Origin of the sequence: Streptomyces sp. NBC_00096, assembly GCF_045041305.1 — a bacterium.
GTDB lineage: Bacteria > Actinomycetota > Actinomycetes > Streptomycetales > Streptomycetaceae > Streptomyces.
The window spans coordinates 2090762-2108063 of the sequence record NZ_CP108221.1 but is presented as its reverse complement, the minus strand read 5'-3'; the positions used below and the strand labels follow the sequence as shown (position 1 = coordinate 2108063).

Sequence of the window (17302 nt, the reverse complement as noted above, 5' to 3'; positions counted from 1 at the left end):
TGCGATCAGGCGGCGAGGCTGGCGAACTGGGCGGCGGCGTGCGGGTCGCGGGGCCGGTACACGGCCAGGCGGGCGGCGAACGTCGCGAGGTCGTACAGCTTCAGGGCGACGGCCTTACGGGCGCGGCCCTTGAGCTTGATGACGGTCTCGCCCATCGCGGTCGGGGCAACGCCGCGGGAGAAGGCGCCGGCGAAACGCTTCGCGGTCCCGGCGTCGAGGCCGCGGCCGATCAGGTGGACCGTGGCGGGCTGCGGCTGTCCGGTGGCGAGTGCGCGGGCCGCCTTACGGGCGGTACGGGCTGCGGCGGCCCGCTGGCGCAGGGTGGAGCGGCGGAGGCGGCTGGCGGCGGTCACAGCGCCACGCCCAGTTCCGCGGCGGGGATGCCACGCTCGTCGGCGTAAGCCTTCAGGGCAGACCGGGGGATCCGGATGGTGCCGCGGCCAACGCCGATGCGGTACGAGCCGATCAGGCCCGTCCGGCAGGCGACGTACACCGTGGAGGCGTCGAGGCCCAGCACGGCGGCGACGTCCTTCACCTTGAAGGGCGGGGCCGGCTGGCCCTCGGGGGTAGAGTTCTCCTGCATCTGGTTCTCCTAGGGCCTGAATGCGTAGGCCCTGACGGGCTCGGTGTTGGTAGCACCGAGACACCCCGTCGGGGCCTTTTGCTGTGTCTGACTTATCCCGACCTGTCGTTCCGGCGGGCATGGCACTAAGGTGTCTTAAGAAGCTCTGTCATGTCAAGAGGCTTCCTAAGGTGTCTTAAGACGGGAGAGTTTGGATGGTTGGAGAAAAGAAGCGCCTGCCGGTGTACCGAGAGGTGGCGAACCAGATCATCGAGCGCATCAGGAGCGGAGACCTGCAGGCCGGAGGGTCGGCGCCGTCCGCCCGCAAGCTCATGGAGACCACGGGTATGAGCAGCGCGACCGCCGCTCGGGTTCTGAGTCTGCTGCGGGATGAAGGCTGGATCGACACCGTTCCGGGGCGCGGTAGCTTCGTGCGTTCGCCGAAGGAGCTCACTGCAGGAGCCGACCGTCTGCAGCTGCTGCGCGCTGGCGGCACAGGCCTGCGAGATAGCGAGCGGGTCGAGATCCTCAAGTGCGAGATGCAGTCCGCCACGCAGGAGGTCGCGGACGCGCTCGGCCTCGACGTCGGCGACCAGGTCGCCATCCGGCAACGTCGCTACATCGATGACAAGGGCGTCTCCGTCGTCTCCGCCACGTGGGTCTCCGCTGCGGTCGCCGCGGCGGCACCCGAGTTCCTCGACCCCGAGCCGCTCCCCAAGATGACGTTCGGCCTCATCGAAGACCGCACCGGCCGCCGCGCTGTCCGTCGCCGAGACACGGTGAGCCAGCAGCCTGCCCCCGACGACATCGCGCCCCTCCTCGAGGTCGACGCCGGCACGCTCACGCTCGTCATGGCGAACCACTACTGGGACCAGAACGGGGAGCCGACCGAATATGCCGTCGACTACTACGGTGCTGGCCGCCAGCTGTCCGCCGAGTACGACCTCGACTGACCCCGGACGCACCTGAGCCCCCGTCTCGACCGAGACGGGGGCTCACTCGTTTGGGGCGCTACCAGCCTCGCTCGCGCCGGTTGGCTCAGGAGCAGCCCGGAGCTGGTTAGGGTTCACCGGCATGAAGAGCGAAGCGTCATGGGTTGGGGAGATCACGGTCCGTTGCCTGCCTGGCGAGAGCACCGAGGACTTCATCGCCCGGATCGTCGCCGCCAGGCCGCCGCTCACCCTCGAGGAGAAGGCCGAACTCCGGGCCATCTTCCTGCCCTCCATCGAGGCAGCAGCACGGGCGGCGAGGGCCGCGCGAGAGACCGAGTCCCCTGAGCCGCCCGCCCCAAGCGTCGGGCGGGCGTCTCACAGGCGTGTCACGGATCTAGCGGAGTCATGACGTCCGGACAGCTCTGACCTGGCACAATGCGCGTGTCATGGCCATGTCTTCACTCGTATGGACGACACTCCGAAACTCGTCGGAAAAATAGTTTGCACATGCCCAGCGAATCCCCATAGGTTCTTAGCAACGGAAACGGTGGCTTCTCCGAAGCCCCGGATCCGTGCTGTACTTATCCGAATACGCATGGGACCAGGCCTCCGGGCCGAGTCCCCGAGACGCCGAGAGGAGGCGAGACCAGTGACCAGCTTCATGACCACCACCAAAATGACCGATCGCTCGGTCGCCGCTTCCACCACGCTCGGCTCCTCCGCGCTCGGCTCTTCCACGCTCCTCGCCCTCACGGGTACCGGTCTTCCGGGCATCGGTCTGTCCGCGATTTGCGCTGACAGCCCCGTCCTGCCCGGCGCCCCCACGGCGCTGCTGGTCAGTGAGCGCAATGAGCGACCGACCCTGGCACCGGTGGCAGTACTGGCAGCAGAAGCCCAGGCGCATGGCGCCTATGCCTTTGCGGCCGCAGCCGGTGCCGGAGCCAAGACGAAGCAGACGAAGAAGCAGCACCACCTGATGTGGGCCTACCGCGGGCTCGAACCCTGGAGTGATCCAGTCTGATCTCATGATCAGGCCGGCGCCTTCAGGGCCGCGGAACCCCACCCGGGATCCGCGGCCCTTCTGTTTGTCCCCGAACAGGGGACGACGGAGCGAAGGGGCCCTGGGACCCAGCCGCCCCCGGCCAACCGGCCGGAACGACTAGACGACAAAGACGAGGAAGAAACCACCGTGCAACTCGAAGCGCACGCCCCGTCCGTACCGAAGACCCAGACCCTCTCCCCGCCCGCAGTCCCGGAGGACTCCGCCTTGACTCCCCTCACCGCGCTCACCGCGCTCGACGACGCCATCGAGAACCTCGGCGTACCCGTTGCCTGTCGTACCTACGACCCCGAGGTCTTCTTCGCCGAGTCCCCGGCGGACGTCGAGTACGCGAAGTCCCTCTGCGCCACCTGCCCGCTGGTCGAGGCCTGCCTCGCCGGTGCGGTCGAGCGCCGCGAGCCCTGGGGTGTCTGGGGAGGCGAGCTCTTCGTCCAGGGTGTCGTCGTCGCCCGCAAGCGTCCCCGTGGCCGTCCGCGCAAGAACCCGGTTGTCGCGGCATGACCGCCAACGGAACCATCGACCGCCCCCTCACGCACGACCCCCTGAAGCAGGCCCTCATGTCCCCCCACGCCACCACGAGCGAGCAGCCGCACGGCGCCGCCACCGCAGACTTCATCACCGCCGGCGCGATCACCTCGCGTCAGAACAGGACCCGTGAAATGCAACTCATCCCAGAAGCCATGGCTCGTGCCCATATGGACGACCGAATGCGTGAGGTCGACGCCGAGCGTCGCGCCCTGCGCGTGGTCGCCGCGCGGCGCATGCAGCGTCGAGCCGAGCGCGTTTCGCTGCGCGCCCGGCGCGCGCTCGCCATGGCCGTCATGCACTAAGAGCGCCTGAGGCAGCTCGGCGCGCCGGATCCGGCGCGCACCCCGGGGGGCCGGTCCGAACGGACCGGTCCCCCCGGTGCGTTGCGCGGCGCCCTCCACCCTCACGGGGATATCGTCTGGAGGTGGACCAGCCGACTCCCCACCCGGCCCCGCCGGGAACCGAGGCCCCGCCCGTCGTCTGCGCGCGCTGCGGCGCCCAGTCCCCGGCCGGCGCCCCGCCCACCTGGACCTGCTCCGTGGAGAACGGGACCAGACAGTACTTCTGCGTGGACTGCGCGCGGGCCAACCTCCGCGCCATCGAAGGACGCCTCGACTCCGCCTGGTGGTGACCGCCCGCCCCCGGGCCGTGCCGCCCCCGGGCCGTGCCGCCCCCGGGCCGTGCCGCCCCCGGGCCGTGCCGCCCCCGGGCCGTGCCGCCCCCGGGCCGTGCCGCCCCCGGGCCGTGCCGCCCCCGGGCCGTGCCGCCCCCGGGCCGTGCCGCCCCCGGGCCGTGCCGGACCTGCTCAGTCCTCGTCGGGCAGGAACCCCGGGAGCCAGGAGTCCAGTTCCTCGCGGAGCCGGACCGTCGCGCCCAGCTGGCACAGCACGCCGATGGTGCTCAGCGTCACCCGGTGGATCAGCAGGTAAGAAGGCGGCAGATTGATCTGCCGGCCCAACTGGTGCGCGGGCGAGCGCGGATCGGCGACCCGCGCGGCCTGGCCGCGCAGCCACGTCCGGGTGAAGGTGAACTCCTCGGCCTCGGTGGGTTCGAGCATCGGCTTCAGGTAGTCGAGCACCGCCTCGGCCTCCAGCTCGATGGACTCGCGCACGAACCCCTCCGCACGCAGATGGCCGTAGACCCCCTCGGCATCACCGTCCAGCGTCATCCGCAGCGACCTGCCGATGGGCTTGGGCCAGCCGCCCGGCAGCCGGTCGACCGTCCCGAAGTCCAGTACGCCCAGCCGCATCCGGCCGTCCGCCCCGCTGAGCAGCCGGAAGTTGCCCGGGTGCGGATCGGCGTGCAGCAGCCCGGTGCGCGCGGGGCCGGAGAAGAGGAAACGGGCCAGCAACTGCCCCGCGCGGTCGCGCTCCTCCTGGGTGCCGTCGGCTATCACCTCCGACAGCGGGGTCCCCTCCATCCACTCCGTCACCAGGACCTGGTCGCCCTGGTGCACGACGTCCGGCACGACCACGTCCTCGTCGCCGTCGAACGCGTCCGCGTGCGCCCGCTGCGCCCCGGCCTCCAGCTCGTAGTCCAGCTCCTCCGAGACCCGGTCGCGCAACTCCTTGATCAGGGGCTTGATGTCCATACCGGGGATCAGCGGCCCCAGCAGCCCCGCGAACCGGCCCAGCTGCTTCAGGTCCGACAGCAGGGCCTCGCCCGCTCCCGGGTACTGGACCTTGACCGCGACCTGCCGGCCGTCGTGCCACACCGCCCGGTGCACCTGTCCGATCGAGGCCGCCGCGGCCGGCTTGTCCTCGAACTCCTCGAACAGCTCGCGCCAGTCCGCGCCGAGCCGCTCCGACAGCACCTGGTGCACCGTCGCCGCGGGCAGCGGCGGGGCCGCCTCCTGAAGCTTCGTCAGCGCTGCCCGGTAGGGCCCGGCGACCTCCTCGGGCAGGGCCGACTCGAAGACCGACAGCGCCTGGCCGAACTTCATGGCGCCGCCCTTCAGCTCTCCGAGCACACGGAACAGCTGCTCGGCGGTGCGCTGCTGGAGCTCGCGCGCCACGATCTCCGCCGACTTGCCCCCGATCCGCTTGCCGAGACCCCAGGTGGCCCGGCCCGCTATGCCGAGCGGCAGCGCGGCCAGCTTGACGGTACGGGTGACCGCCTTCCGGGGAAGATCAGACATGAGCCCCTCCAATTCCCAGACAGCTGAGCCGCAAGCGGCGCCTTCGGGGGACCCCCCGAAGGCCTTCCCGGCCGAAAGCATCCTGTCATGGCCCTCCGGACCCATCCCGGCCGAGTCTCCCGCCCGGAGCGTGGCAGGAATCCACCGGTCGGCAGACGGCGCCCGCCCCCATGGGCCAGCATGGCGGGACGGTGCGATGGCGGGCCGCGTACGGGTCGTGAAAGGGCTGGGAGATGGCGGGGCGGGGACCTTCGAGGCAGGAGCTGATCCGACGACGCCGTTCCGTCGGCTTCATCGGCAGACAGGGCGAGGTCAGCGCCTTCCGTGATGCCCTGCGCCAGCCCCCGGAGGAGGCGGCGCAGTTCCTCTTCCACGTCCGGGGCCCGGCCGGCGTCGGCAAGTCGACCCTGGTCCGGCACCTGGAGACCATCGCCCGCGAGGTCGGGGCGGTCACCGCATACGTGGACGAGTCGGTCGCGGACGTCGTCGAGACCATGGAAGTCGTCAGCGCGCAGTTCGCCCAGCAGGGCTTCGCGCTGAAGGGCTTCGACAAACTCCTGGCCACCTATCGCCAACGCCGCCACGAGGCCGATGCCGGATTCGCCGCCGCGGCCGCCGGGGCCGACCCGGCGGCCGCAGGCACCCCGCCCCCGTCTCCGTCCAGCATGATCGCCTCCCAGCTGGGCCTGGCCGGGCTCGGCATGATCCCGGGAGTCGGCGCCTTCACCGGAGCCGTGGACCCGAACCAGGTCGCCGCCGGCGCGGACCGGGTCAAGGCCCTCCTCAGCACCCGGCTGCGCAACCACGGCGATGTCGAACTGGTCCTGTCCCCACTCGACGCGCTGACCCCGGTGTTCCTGGAGGAGCTCGCAGAGGTGGCCCGCAGGCACCCGTGGATCGCGCTGTTCTTCGACACCTACGAGCGCACCGGCCCGATGCTCGACACCTGGCTGCGTGACGTACTGGGCACCGAACGGTACGGAGAGCTCCCCGCGAACGTCCTGGTCACCCTGGCCGGGCAGTCCCGGCTGGCCGCCCGCACCTGGGAGGACTGGCACGACCTGGTCACCGACTGGCCGCTGGAAGTCTTCACGGAGGCCGAGGCGCGCAGGCTCCTCACCGGCAAGGGGGTCACCGACGAGCGGGTCGTCGAGGTGATCCTGCGCCTCTCGGGCCGCCTTCCGGTCCTGGTCTCCACCCTGGCCGAGACCCAGCCGGGCACGGTGGAGGAGATCGGCGACCCGAGCGGCACCGCCGTCGAGCGGTTCCTGAAGTGGGAGCCCGACCCCGCCCGCCGGACCGCCGCCCTGGCCTGCGCGTTCCCGCAGGAACTGGACGAGGACGTCTACCGGGCGGCCGTCGAGGAGGAAGCCGCCGAACTCTTCGGCTGGCTGCGGTCGATGCCCTTCGTCACCGACCGCTCGGGCCACTGCCGCTACCACGAGGTGGTCCGCGGCGCCATGCTGCGCCTGCAGCGCAGGCAGTCCCCGATCCGGTGGGAGCAGCTCCACACCCGGCTGGCCGACGCCTTCCGGCAACGCCGCGAGCACCTGGAGGAGGCGTCTGACCCGGCCGAGGGATGGTGGTCGGACGAGACCTGGCGCGGCCACCGCCTGGAGGAGGCCTACCACCGGCTCTGCGCCGATCCGCGCGCCGCCCTCCCGGCCGTACTGCGCGACCTCGTCGACGCCTACGACCACGGGATCACCACCCTGCGCCGCTGGATCGGCGTCCTGGCCGCGGCCGGCCGGGACACGGACTCCCCGGACCTGACCCGGTGGTCCGAGGAACTCCGCTCTGCCCTGGAACAACCCGCCCCGGGCATCGCGGCCCTGACCCTGCTCCTGTCCCGGGGCACCCTCGAGCCGGAGGGCCGCTCCCTGGCCCTGACCCTGCGCGGCCGCGACCACCGCAATGCCGAGCAGTATGCGCAGGCCCTGGCCGACTACAACCATGCCCTCGCCCTGAACCCGGAGGCTGACCGAGCCTTCTTCGGCCGGGCCCGTACCCATCAGCTCACCAAGAACTACGACGAGGCGATCGCGGACTACACCAAGGCGATCGAGCTCATGCCCGACGATCTCGACAGCCTTCTCTACCGCGGGACGTCGTATTACTGGTCCAGCAGGTACGAGGAGGCGCTGCCAGACTTCGCGCGTGCACTCGCCACCCCGCTCGGCGCTGAAGACGCCTACATCTGGACGTTGCGGGCGAACACCTTCCACTTGATGGGCCGCCAGCAGGAGGCGCTCGGGGACATCCGGCAGGCCATGGAGCTCTCCCCGGACTACGGCTGGGCGTTCTTGAACCGGGGTTTCGTCCACCAGCGGCTGGAACGGTACGAGGAGGCTCTCGCCGACTTCACCCAGGCGGCTGATCTGGATCCCGAAGATGCCGGTCCCATCGCCTGGTGTGCCGAAATCCACCGGTCGGCCGGGCGGTACGAAGACGCGCTGGTGGACTATTCCCGGGCCATCGCGCTCGACCCGGGCCGTGCCTGGATCTTCACCGGTCGTGCGGAGACCCTCACCCAGCTGAGGAGGTACGAGGAGGCCCTGGCCGATCTCGATTCCGCCATCGCTCACGACCAGGACAACGCGTGGACCTTCCATCAGCGTGGGATGGCCTTGGCGGAACTCGGTCAGTTCGAACGGGCGATCCCCGATTTCGACCGTGCCCACGAACTGGGCACCGGCGACGGCTGGATGGTGCGGAGAAGGGGCGACTGCCGCGTGAGCCTCGGCGCGTACGAGGAGGCCCTGACCGACTACGGGCTCGCGGTCGGGCTCCGCCCCGATGACGCCAGTACGCTCGCCGCCCGGGGGGTGACCCACCGGCTGCTCGGCCAGTACGCCGAGGCGCTCGCCGACCTCACCCGTTCCGTCGAGCTCGACCCCGATGACCCTTGGACGCACTACGAGACGGCTGTCGTCATGTCCGTGCTCCGGCACCGGGACCGGGACGGTCACCTGACGCGCGCCGTGGAACTGAGCCCTCCCGAGGGCGGGGCGCGGTCGGCCGATGAGACGAGCACCCTCGTGCTCGTCCACTGCCTGCGGCCACGCTGGGAACGGGCCGAGCAGCACCTCGGGGAATTCCTGGACGCCGTGCCGTCTCCTCTGGAGGTACGCGAACTGATCTTCTCCCTCCGCAGTCTGATCTCCGTGGTCCCGTCGTCCGAGGCCCGGATCGAAGGGTTCTGCCGGCTGCTCGAGGAACGGCTCGCGGCGGTGCTGCCCTCGCGGCCCCCTCATGCCCCCACCTCCTGACCCGCCGGGACCCTGGCCGCCTCGCACGGGCAGTCGGGGTGGGGGCGGACCGCCGTGGGGTGCCAGTGGAGGGTGGGGAGGGAGGCTTCCCAGCGGGTCGATGTGGAGGCGGGGAGTTCGCCGTCGAGGAAGGACAGGGCGTGGGCGGCGGCCAGGCCGGCCACGGCGGTGGACAGCCCGAGGTCGCAGGCGGCCCCGGCCCGGCGGCGGTGGGCCGAGCGCCACTGGACCAGCATGCGCGGCCAGGCCGGGTCGCGCTCCACCCGGTCGCGCTCCATGCAGCCCGCGCACGCCGTGGCTCCGGGCAGTACCAGCGGTCCCACCAGCCCGGTCCCCTCCAGCACCCCCGCGTAGAGGTGGGGGATGCCGGTGGCCACCCAGTCGGCCGCCGTCTGCGGATCGGGAGCCCAGGACTGCAGCCCGTCCCGGGGAGCGACCACCACCAGGGCCAGCCCCGGCTCCGGCCCGCCGCTCTCCCCGCTCCGGGGCCCGCGCCCCGGGGCCGCCTCCCGGACCACCGTCCGGGCGGCCTCGGCACGCAGCCGGCCCACGCTGCCCGGACCCAGCCCGCCCGGCGCCACGTCCGCCGCCTCCGCGCGTCCCCCGTCGAGCACCTCGACCCGGCCGATGCCCGCTCCCGCCAGGACCGAGGCGATCACCGCACCGACCCGGCCGCTCCCGCGCACGTGAACCCGTATCGCCCGGCGGGCGGCGACACCCTCCAAGTCCCCGCCCGGCCGGGGACGGACCAGGGACAGCGAGCCCCGGTCCGGACCGAGCCGCGCCAGGGCCTCCGGCCGCGTCCGCACCGCCTGGGCGCGGGGGCCGCCCGCCGTGGCGTCGTCCAGCAGCCCGGCCGCCGCCAGCCGCCGCACCACCTCGTCGGCCCGGCCGTCCGGCAGCCCCATCCCCTTGCCCTGGGTGCGCAGCAGCTCCATGCTCCGCGTCCCGTCGATCAGGTCCAGGAAGGCGCCCGTCGCCGTGTCCACCGGCCCGAGCACCACCGCGTGGGCGGGCGTCACGCCGAACTGCACCGTCTGCAGATCCCGCCAGGCCCGTGCCAGCGCCGGCTTCACCTTCGGATACATCGCGGTCTCCCTCGCTCCGTGCGCTTCTCGCGCTTCGTGGACCTGGTGCACTTCATTCGCTTCGTGCGCCGCGTTTCCCCGCGCCGCTTTCCGCAAGATTGCCCGTCCGCCGAAAAGCGTGCGGAGCTTTGTCCACAGGTGAGGGGTATTAGGTATATGAAATGGAAGATTCAGGTTCTCTGAGCACCGTCCACGAATCGATCACGTTCGAACCCGGGAGGCGCGGGACTTCCACCGGGGCGAGCGGGTACCGTCGTGGCGTGTCCGCCGATCCACAGCGCGCCGTCGAAGTCCGCCGGAGCGCGCGCCGCCGAAGGACCGTATCCGCCTACCGCGAGGGTGACCGTACGGTCGTCCTCATCCCTGCCCGGATGTCCGAGGCCGAGGAGCAGCGCTGGGTGGGCGTCATGCTCGACAAGCTGGCGGCGCAGGAGAGCAAACGCACCCTGGGGGACGCGGAACTCACCGAGCGCGCCGATCGTCTGTCCGAGCAGTACTTCGGTGGCCGTGCCCGCCCCCGTTCGGTCCGCTGGGTCACCAACCAGAACACCCGCTGGGGATCCTGCACCCCGGCCGAAGGCAGCATCCGGCTCTCGCACCGCATCCAGGGGATGCCGGAGTACGTGGTCGACTACGTGCTGCTGCACGAGCTGGCCCACCTCCTCGTACCCGGCCACGGCCCCCGCTTCTGGGAGCTGCTGGAGGCGTACCCGCGCACCGAGCGGGCCCGCGGTTACCTCGAAGGGGTCGTCGCGGCCGAACGGCTTCCGAAAGTCCCGACCGCCCGCGAGGAATAATCCGTATTTGCCCGCTATGGGCCCGCGATGTCACACCTCGTGATATGTACCGGGTCGGTACCGACTTGGCCGGATGTCGGAGGATGCCGTTAGCCTGAGCGGCACGCATTCACAGTCGGGATGGGGGACGGTCTTACGTATGGCCAGGGAATTCCAACGCGGTCACAAGGCCAAGATCAGTGATCTGACGGCGGGCACGGACCTCTATGTGGGGATCCAGATCGCCGGGCCCGGACTCGCGATCGACATCAGCTGCTTCGGCCTCGACGCGAACGAACAGCTCTCGGACGACCGCTACTTCGTCTTCTTCAACCAGCCGAAGTCGCCGGAGGAGTCCATCCAGCTGCTGGGCCCGCAGGCCGGTGACGCGGAATCCTTCCGGGTGACCCTGGACCGCATCCCGGCCAACATCCACAAGCTCTCCTTCGCGGCCTCGATCGACGGCGCCGGGCAGATGTCGCAGATCGGTCCGGGCTACATCCGGATCGTCGCGGGCGGCGAGGAGGTCGTCCGGTACTCCTTCTCGGGCTCGGAGTTCAGCACCGAGCGCGCGCTGATGATCGGCGACTTCTACCTCAAGGACGTGTGGCGCTTCGCCGCCGTCGGCCAGGGATTCGACGGCGGGCTCGCCGCGCTGCTCAAGAACTTCGGCGGCGAGGTCGCCGAGGAGGAGCAGCCCGAGCCGCAGGCCCAGGCCCCGGCCGGCGCGCCCGGCTTCGCCCCGCCGCCGCAGGCCGCCGCCCCCGCGCCCTCCTTCGGCGCTCCCGCGCAGGCGCAGCCCCCGGCCCCGGCGCCCTCCTTCGGCGCTCCGGCCCAGGTCCCCGCCCCGGCACCGGCTCCCGCCCCTGCCCCGTACCCGCAGCCCGTCCACGCGGCCCCCACCATGGCCGCGCCGATGGGCACCCCCCTGGCCCCGCCGGCCCCCGCGCCGTACGGACAGCCGCCGCAGCCCTCCTACGGGCAGGTCCCGCCGCCCGGCCCGGCCCCCGCGCCGTACGGGCAGCAGCCGCAGCCCTCGTACGGCCAGGTCCCCGGCCAGGCTCCGGGCCAGTACCCCGGCCAGCAGCCGCCCCCGTACGGCGGCCAGCAGCCCGGCTACGGTCAGCAGCCCGGCTACGGCCAGCCCGCGCAGCCGGCGCCCGCCGCCGGCGCCGGACTCGCCGCCGCCCTCCAGCCGTACAAGGAAGCCCCGACCGGCGCCCGCTGGACCCCGCAGAACAAGCAGCTCATGCGCGTCGACCTGTCGATGGGCGGCCAGGCGGTCCTCGCCCGCCAGGGCAGCATGGTGCTGTACCAGGGCAAGGTCGACTTCAGCTACAAGGGCGCGGGCTTCGCCGGCCGCATCGTGGGCAACGCCACCGGCCAGGAGATGCAGCTGATGCGCTGCACCGGCCGCGGCCAGGTCTTCCTCGCGGAGGACGGCGCCCACCTGCACGCCATCGAGCTCCAGGGCGACGGGATCTGCGTCTCCGCCGAGAGCGTCCTCGCCTTCGACGAGTCGCTCCAGCACGAGGTCCGCCGCATCGAGGGCCACGGCATCCCCGGCGGCGCGCTGTTCACCATGCTCTTCCAGGGCACCGGCACGGTGATCGTCAAGACGCACGGCACCCCCGTCGTCCTGCCCGTCACCCCGACCACCTTCGCGGACAGCAACGCCATCGTCGCGTGGTCCGCCGCCTCCCAGGTGATCATCTCCAGCCAGGTCCGGCTGCGCCGCAACGCCTACCCCGGCCACAGCGGGGAAACCGTGAACCTCCAGTTCCGCGGCGCCCCAGGAAACTTCATCGTCGTCCAGCCGTACGAGGTCTGAGGGAGCCCCACATGAATGCCATGAACTCGATGAACCAGCAGCTCGCGGGCTACGCCCCGACCCCCGTCACGGCCCGCATGGAGAACCACGGTTCGGCCATGCTCAAGGTCGCCATGCAGAGCGGCCAGGACCTCTTCGCACGCACCGGATCGATGGTCGCCTACGAAGGGTTCGTGCAGTACGAGCCCAACCCGCCGGCCGTCCGCCAGATGGCCTCGCAGTGGCTCACGGGCGAGGGCGCCCCGCTGATGAAGTGCACCGGCGACGGCCTGCTCTACCTCGCCGACTACGGCGCGAACGTCGTCGTCATCAACCTCAACAACGACGCCCTCTCCGTGAACGGCACCAACCTGCTGGCCTTCGACGCCCACCTCCAGTGGGGCGTCGAGCGGGTCAAGGGCATGGCCAAATTCGCCGGCCAGGGCCTGTTCAACGTGCAGGTCTCCGGCACCGGCTGGGTCGCCGTCACCTCCCGGGGCACCCCGATCGTGGTCGAGTGCGGCCGCGGCGAGGACGAGACGTACGTCGACCCCGACGCGCTCGTCGCCTGGTCCCCGAACCTCAAGGTCAAGGGGAAGAGCAGCTTCAAGGCCTCGTCGCTGATCGGCCGGGGCAGCGGGGAGGCCTACCAGATGGCCTTCTCCGGCCAGGGCATCGTCGTCGTACAGCCCAGCGAGGACAGCACCGACCGGCTCCGGGCCCGGGGCTGAGGGGGAGAAGGCACATCATGCAGAGCTCACTTTTCGCCCACGCCGAGGCGCAGTCCCAGGAGCGGTACGCCGTCCAGAACCCGCAGCTGCTGCGGGTCTCCCTGAGCGGCTCCGACGACGTGCTCGCCCGCAAGGGCGCCATGGTCGCCTACCAGGGGATCATCGACTTCGACGGCGAGTACCAGAGCACCACCCAGCGCAGCGCCCGCGCCCGCACCGGCGAGGGCCTCGACCTGATGCGCTGCTCCGGGCAGGGCACGGTCTACCTCGCCAACCTGGCGCAGTACGTCCACGTCGTGGACGTGGACAACGACGGCCTCACCGTCGACAGCAGCTACGTACTGGCCCTGGACTCCACCCTGCACACCGAGGCCATCGCGGTGGACAGCCAGTACGGGGTCTCCGGCACCGGCAAGTACCAGCTCAACATCACCGGCCGCGGCAAGGTCGCGCTGATGACCTCCGGGCAGCCGCTGATGATGCAGGTCACCCCCGACAAGTACGTCAACGCCGACGCGGACGCCATCGTCGCCTGGTCCACCTCGCTGCGGGTGCAGATGCAGGCCCAGACGCACTCCACCGGCGTCTGGCGGCGCCGCGGCAACACCGGTGAGGGCTGGGAGCTCAGCTTCCTCGGCACCGGTTTCGCACTGGTCCAGCCGAGCGAGGTGCTCCCGCCGCAGAACGCCCAGATCGGGCAGGGCGCGGCCGCACAGTTCGGCATGGGCCAGCAGGGCGTCCACGCGCAGAACCAGAACAACGCCTGGAACTGATCCGGGTACGCACCGCCGCGAAGGGGCGGCCCCGCCGATGCGGGGCCGCCCCTTCGCGGCACGTACGGGTCCGGGGTCAGAGCCGCGCCCGGGCCGCCTCCACCAGCCGCACCACCGAGGTGTCGGCCACCGCCGCCACCTCCTCGTACGGGAACCAGCGCAGGTCCAGCGATTCCTCGCTGATCGCTTCGACCGCCCCGGCGGGCGCCAGCGCGGCGTACTGCACGTCCAGGTGCCAGTTGCACGGCGCCGGGATCGGATGCCGGTCGAGCCGCACCGGCCCGCCCGCCAGCAGCGTCAGCCCGTCGGCGATGCCCGACTCCTCGACGGCCTCCCGCAGCGCGGCCCCGGCGATCGTGGTGTCACCGGGCTCGCAGTGCCCGCCCATCTGGAGCCACAGGCCGAGCTTCTTGTGCAGGGTCAGCAGGACCCGGCCCCCCTCCGGGTCGATCACCAGCGCGCTGCCGGTGACGTGCCCGGCCCGGCAGGGCTTGTAGACCCCGTCCGGGTGGGCGGCCAGGTGCTCCAGGTACAGGTCGCGCAGTTCGGGCTGGTCCTCGTAGGACTTCAGGACCAGCACCGTGTCGTCGTGCAGAGTCACTTCTTGTCGTCGCCGTCCTGCTCGGGGCGCCCCTGCTCGGAGCCGTCCTGTTCACGCTTCCGGGCGGCCTCGCCGAGCATCTTGTCGATCTCGGAGAAGTCCAGCTGCTCCCGGTGCACGAACCCGTCCGGGTCGTCCAGGTCGGAGGCGGTCGGCAGCATGTCCGGGTGCTCCCACAGACCGTCGCGCCCGTCCACGCCGCGCGCGTCGGTGAGCGAGGCCCACAGCCGCGAGGCGTCGCGCAGCCGGCGCGGCCGCAGCTCCAGCCCGATCAGCGTCGCGAAGGTCTGCTCCGCCGGGCCGCCCGAGGCACGCCGCCGGCGCATGGTCTCGCGCATGGCGTCCGCCGAGGTCAGACGGGGCTTGGCGGCCTCGTGCACGACGGCGTCCACCCAGCCCTCGACCAGCGCGAGCGCCGTCTCCAGGCGGGCCAGCGAGGCCTTCTGCTCGGGGGTGTCCTGCGGCTGGAACATGCCGCCCTGAAGGGCTTCCTGCAGCTGCTCAGGGTTGGACGGGTCGAGCTGGCCGACCACGTCCTCCAGCTTCGAGGTGTCGACCTTGATGCCCCGCGCGTACGCCTCGACCGCGCCGAAGAGGTGCGAGCGCAGCCACGGCACGTGGGCGAAGAGACGGGCGTGAGCGGCCTCGCGCAGCGCCAGGTACAGCCGGACCTCGTCCGGGGAGACGCCCAGGTCCTTGCCGAAGCCCTCGATGTTCAGCGGCAGCAGCGCGGCCTTGCCGACCGGTCCCAGCGGGAGCCCGATGTCGGTGGAGCCGACGACCTCGCCCGCGAGGGTGCCCACGGCCTGCCCGATCTGCTGGCCGAACATGGCCCCGCCCATGGAACGCATCATGCCGAGCAGCGGGCCCGCCATGGCCTGCATCTCCTCGGGCAGTACGCCGCCCATGGCCGCGCCGACGCGCTCGGCGACCGGGTCGACGAGCTCCTTCCACACCGGCAGGGTCGCCTCGACCCACTCGGCGCGGCTCCACGCGACGGCCGTCGCCGCGCCCGAAGGCAGCGAGGTGACGTCGTCGAGCCAGTGGTCGGCCAGGCGCACGGCCTCCTCGACCGCCGACTTCTCGGCGATGCCGACGCTGGCGTCCTTCACCCCGTCCGGGGTGCCCTGCGCCACGGTCTGGCGGGCGATGTCCTTGGCCATGTCCCAGTTGACCGGACCGCCCTCGTAGCTCAGCATCTGGCCGAGCTGCTGGAAGGCCGCGCCCAGGTCGTTCGGGTTCATCGAGCCGAACATCGCCGCGAAGGGGTTGTCGGCGTCCCCCTGGCCGCCGGAGCCGCCCGGCAGGCCGCCCGGCAGGCCCGTGCCGAACCCGAACGGATTCGGGCCGCTCTGACCGCCCTGGTTGCCCTTCTTCTTGCCTTCGTCGCCGTTCTCCGGCTCCTCCGGCGGAAGGCCGAATCCGAATGGGGTGTCGCTCACGGGTTTCCTCGGCTCGTAGGGCCGCCGGCGGGGGCCGGCGGGCAATGGTTCGACAACAGTGGTTCGACAAACTGGTCCGACAACAGCGTTCGACAACACCACCCAGCGTAGACACCAGACCCGCTTCCGGGCTCGGTGCTCCGCCGACTCCTGGGCTGCGGCAGGATGGACATCAACTGGTAGGTGCGCGTCACGGCGCGCCCCTACTGAAGACAACCGCTGGAGACGCCTGGTGAGTTCCCCAGATCCGCACGCTTTGGACGAGCAGGGCCCTGACGAGCACGGCCGCGAGCCGCGCGAAGCCGAAAACGGCCCTGAGCACGGCGACGGCGCCCAGGGCGTTCGCCGGCCGCGAAACCGCGGCCCCGTGATCGCCGTGACCGGCGCCGCGTCGGGGGTCGGGGCGGCCCTGGTGACCAGACTGGCCGCCTCCGACGAGGTCAAGCAGGTCGTCGCGATCGACGAGCGGCGCGGGGAGTGCGCGGACGCGCAGTGGCACCTCCTGGACGTACGGGACCCCTCGATCGCGGAGAAGCTGCGCGGCGCGGACGTCGTGGTGCACCTGGCGCTCGACCTCGACCTGGAGACGGACCCCGCGGCCCGTACGGCGTACAACGTGCGCGGGACCCAGACCGTGCTCACCGCCGCCGCGGCGGCCGGGGTGCACCGGGTCGTGCTCTGCACCTCCGCGATGGTCTACGGGGCCCTGCCGGACAACGACATCCCGCTCTCGGAGGACGCCGAGCTGCGGGCCACCGCCGAGGCGACCGGCGTCGGCGACCTGCTGGAGATCGAGCGGCTGGGCCGCCGGGCCCCGCGGGCGCACCCCGGCCTCAACGTCACCGTGGTCCGCCCCGCGGTGCTGGTCGGCGGCACGGACACCGCGCTGACCCGCTACTTCGAGTCGCCGCGCCTGCTCGTGGTGGCCGGCTCCCGCCCGACCTGGCAGTTCTGCCACGTCGAGGACCTGGTCAGCGCGCTGGAGTACGCGGCGCTGGAGAAGGTCGAGGGCGAGCTGGCGGTCGGCTGCGAGGGCTGGCTGGAACAGGAGGAGGTCGAGGAGCTCAGCGGCATCCGCCGCATGGAGCTCCCGTCCGCCGTAGCCCTGGGCGCGGCGGCCCGGCTGCACCGGATCGGCCTGACCCCCTCCCCGGCCGGGGACCTCGCGTACACGATGCACCCGTGGGTGGTCAGCGTCAGCGGGCTGCACGCGGCGGGCTGGCGGCCGCGGTGGACCAACGAGGAGGTGCTGGCCGAGCTCCTCCAGGAGGTCGCGGGCCGGCACACCGTCGCGGGCCGCCGGCTGGGGCGCAAGGACGCCACGGCGGCCGGTGCGGCGGGGGCCACGGTGGCGCTGCTGGGTGCCGCCGCCGCGATCCGGGCCGCCCGGCGGCGCCGGGGCATCTGACCCCGGCGGGGGCGGGGCCGCCGTCCCGGCGCGGCGCCGCCGCCGGGGGCGCCGCCCCCGGACCCCCGCGCCTCAAACGCCGGCGGGGCTGAAAGCTCGCCTCAAACGCCGGCGGGGCTGAAAGCTCGCCTCAAACGCCGGCGGGGCTGAGAAGGCAGGCGGGGCCGGATTGTAGGAGGCTCCCA

General features: G+C 71.9%; 18 protein-coding genes. 12 read left to right on the top strand and 6 right to left on the bottom strand.

Features of this window, described 5'->3' with window-relative positions; genetic code table 11:
• Positions 1–5: 5 nt before the first annotated feature.
• Positions 6–353, bottom strand: coding sequence for a hypothetical protein (locus tag OG904_RS08870; RefSeq protein WP_405489067.1), 348 nt, complete (start codon positions 351–353; stop codon positions 6–8).
• Positions 350–583: a helix-turn-helix domain-containing protein gene (locus OG904_RS08865; protein WP_405489065.1), complete on the bottom strand. Its 234-nt coding sequence runs from the start codon at positions 581–583 to the stop codon at positions 350–352. The genes OG904_RS08870 and OG904_RS08865 overlap by 4 nt, the downstream gene beginning before the upstream one ends.
• Before the next feature lie 194 nt (positions 584–777).
• Between OG904_RS08865 and OG904_RS08860 the strand changes: the two genes are divergently transcribed.
• The 6 genes from OG904_RS08860 (at position 778) to OG904_RS08835 (ending at position 3713) form a co-directional block, all read left to right on the top strand.
• Positions 778–1515 (top strand): GntR family transcriptional regulator, encoded by a 738-nt coding sequence (locus OG904_RS08860; RefSeq protein ID WP_405489063.1) that lies wholly within the window; start codon positions 778–780, stop codon positions 1513–1515.
• Positions 1516–1636: 121 nt separating this feature from the next.
• Positions 1637–1903: a hypothetical protein gene (locus OG904_RS08855; protein ID WP_405489061.1), complete on the top strand. Its 267-nt coding sequence runs from the start codon at positions 1637–1639 to the stop codon at positions 1901–1903.
• A 240-nt stretch (positions 1904–2143) separates the two neighbouring features.
• Positions 2144–2515 (top strand): hypothetical protein, encoded by a 372-nt coding sequence (locus OG904_RS08850; protein ID WP_405489059.1) that lies wholly within the window; start codon positions 2144–2146, stop codon positions 2513–2515.
• 168 nt (positions 2516–2683) lie between these two features.
• A complete protein-coding gene (locus OG904_RS08845; protein WP_405489057.1) occupies positions 2684–3055 on the top strand; it encodes a WhiB family transcriptional regulator in 372 nt (123 codons plus the stop codon).
• Complete coding sequence (locus OG904_RS08840) at positions 3052–3384, top strand: hypothetical protein (protein ID WP_405489055.1); 333 nt, start codon at positions 3052–3054, stop codon at positions 3382–3384. Before OG904_RS08845 ends, OG904_RS08840 begins: the two co-directional genes overlap by 4 nt.
• 122 nt (positions 3385–3506) lie before the next feature.
• Positions 3507–3713, top strand: coding sequence for a hypothetical protein (locus OG904_RS08835; protein ID WP_243336061.1), 207 nt, complete (start codon positions 3507–3509; stop codon positions 3711–3713).
• Positions 3714–3887: 174 nt separating this feature from the next.
• On the opposite strand, the gene OG904_RS08830 is transcribed toward OG904_RS08835, so the two are convergent.
• Complete coding sequence (locus OG904_RS08830) at positions 3888–5219, bottom strand: ABC1 kinase family protein (protein WP_405489053.1); 1332 nt, start codon at positions 5217–5219, stop codon at positions 3888–3890.
• A 233-nt stretch (positions 5220–5452) separates the two neighbouring features.
• Between OG904_RS08830 and OG904_RS08825 the strand changes: the two genes are divergently transcribed.
• Positions 5453–8488 (top strand): tetratricopeptide repeat protein, encoded by a 3036-nt coding sequence (locus OG904_RS08825; RefSeq protein ID WP_405489051.1) that lies wholly within the window; start codon positions 5453–5455, stop codon positions 8486–8488.
• On the opposite strand, the gene OG904_RS08820 is transcribed toward OG904_RS08825, so the two are convergent.
• Positions 8470–9576 carry a ThiF family adenylyltransferase gene (locus OG904_RS08820; protein ID WP_405489049.1) on the bottom strand — a complete coding sequence of 369 codons (1107 nt, stop codon included), beginning with the start codon at positions 9574–9576 and terminating at the stop codon, positions 8470–8472. The two genes, OG904_RS08825 and OG904_RS08820, sit on opposite strands and share 19 nt — an antisense overlap.
• Before the next feature lie 161 nt (positions 9577–9737).
• Here OG904_RS08820 and OG904_RS08815 point away from each other — a divergent pair, with 161 nt between their 5' ends.
• The 4 genes from OG904_RS08815 (at position 9738) to OG904_RS08800 (ending at position 13666) form a co-directional block, all read left to right on the top strand.
• Positions 9738–10373 carry a M48 family metallopeptidase gene (locus OG904_RS08815; protein ID WP_405489047.1) on the top strand — a complete coding sequence of 212 codons (636 nt, stop codon included), beginning with the start codon at positions 9738–9740 and terminating at the stop codon, positions 10371–10373.
• A 139-nt stretch (positions 10374–10512) separates the two neighbouring features.
• Complete coding sequence (locus tag OG904_RS08810; RefSeq protein WP_405489045.1) at positions 10513–12183, top strand: TerD family protein; 1671 nt, start codon at positions 10513–10515, stop codon at positions 12181–12183.
• A gap of 29 nt (positions 12184–12212) precedes the next feature.
• Positions 12213–12893, top strand: coding sequence for an AIM24 family protein (locus OG904_RS08805; protein ID WP_405497884.1), 681 nt, complete (start codon positions 12213–12215; stop codon positions 12891–12893).
• A gap of 17 nt (positions 12894–12910) precedes the next feature.
• Positions 12911–13666 (top strand): AIM24 family protein, encoded by a 756-nt coding sequence (locus OG904_RS08800; RefSeq protein ID WP_405489043.1) that lies wholly within the window; start codon positions 12911–12913, stop codon positions 13664–13666.
• A gap of 76 nt (positions 13667–13742) precedes the next feature.
• Here OG904_RS08800 and OG904_RS08795 read toward each other — a convergent pair whose 3' ends face one another.
• Together OG904_RS08795 and OG904_RS08790 are read right to left on the bottom strand one after the other, a co-directional pair.
• Positions 13743–14267, bottom strand: a complete 525-nt coding sequence (locus OG904_RS08795) for an NUDIX hydrolase (RefSeq protein ID WP_405489041.1) — start codon at positions 14265–14267, stop codon at positions 13743–13745.
• Complete coding sequence (locus OG904_RS08790) at positions 14264–15709, bottom strand: zinc-dependent metalloprotease (protein WP_405489039.1); 1446 nt, start codon at positions 15707–15709, stop codon at positions 14264–14266. Before OG904_RS08790 ends, OG904_RS08795 begins: the two co-directional genes overlap by 4 nt.
• A gap of 367 nt (positions 15710–16076) precedes the next feature.
• Here OG904_RS08790 and OG904_RS08785 point away from each other — a divergent pair, with 367 nt between their 5' ends.
• Positions 16077–17117 (top strand): SDR family oxidoreductase, encoded by a 1041-nt coding sequence (locus tag OG904_RS08785; RefSeq protein WP_405489037.1) that lies wholly within the window; start codon positions 16077–16079, stop codon positions 17115–17117.
• Positions 17118–17302: the final 185 nt, after the last annotated feature.

Bases quoted from the DNA above. Each gene is read 5' to 3' on its own strand.
- OG904_RS08860 (WP_405489063.1), top strand. From the start codon at position 778: ATGGTTGGAGAAAAGAAGCGCCTGCCGGTGTACCGAGAGGTGGCGAAC.
- OG904_RS08820 (WP_405489049.1), bottom strand. From the start codon at position 9,576: ATGTATCCGAAGGTGAAGCCGGCGCTGGCACGGGCCTGGCGGGATCTG.
- OG904_RS08815 (WP_405489047.1), top strand. From the start codon at position 9,738: ATGGAAGATTCAGGTTCTCTGAGCACCGTCCACGAATCGATCACGTTC.
- OG904_RS08805 (WP_405497884.1), top strand. From the start codon at position 12,213: ATGAACCAGCAGCTCGCGGGCTACGCCCCGACCCCCGTCACGGCCCGC.
- OG904_RS08800 (WP_405489043.1), top strand. From the start codon at position 12,911: ATGCAGAGCTCACTTTTCGCCCACGCCGAGGCGCAGTCCCAGGAGCGG.
- OG904_RS08865 (WP_405489065.1), bottom strand. From the start codon at position 583: ATGCAGGAGAACTCTACCCCCGAGGGCCAGCCGGCCCCGCCCTTCAAG.
- OG904_RS08855 (WP_405489061.1), top strand. From the start codon at position 1,637: ATGAAGAGCGAAGCGTCATGGGTTGGGGAGATCACGGTCCGTTGCCTG.
- OG904_RS08840 (WP_405489055.1), top strand. From the start codon at position 3,052: ATGACCGCCAACGGAACCATCGACCGCCCCCTCACGCACGACCCCCTG.
- OG904_RS08810 (WP_405489045.1), top strand. From the start codon at position 10,513: ATGGCCAGGGAATTCCAACGCGGTCACAAGGCCAAGATCAGTGATCTG.
- OG904_RS08825 (WP_405489051.1), top strand. From the start codon at position 5,453: ATGGCGGGGCGGGGACCTTCGAGGCAGGAGCTGATCCGACGACGCCGT.
- OG904_RS08830 (WP_405489053.1), bottom strand. From the start codon at position 5,219: ATGTCTGATCTTCCCCGGAAGGCGGTCACCCGTACCGTCAAGCTGGCC.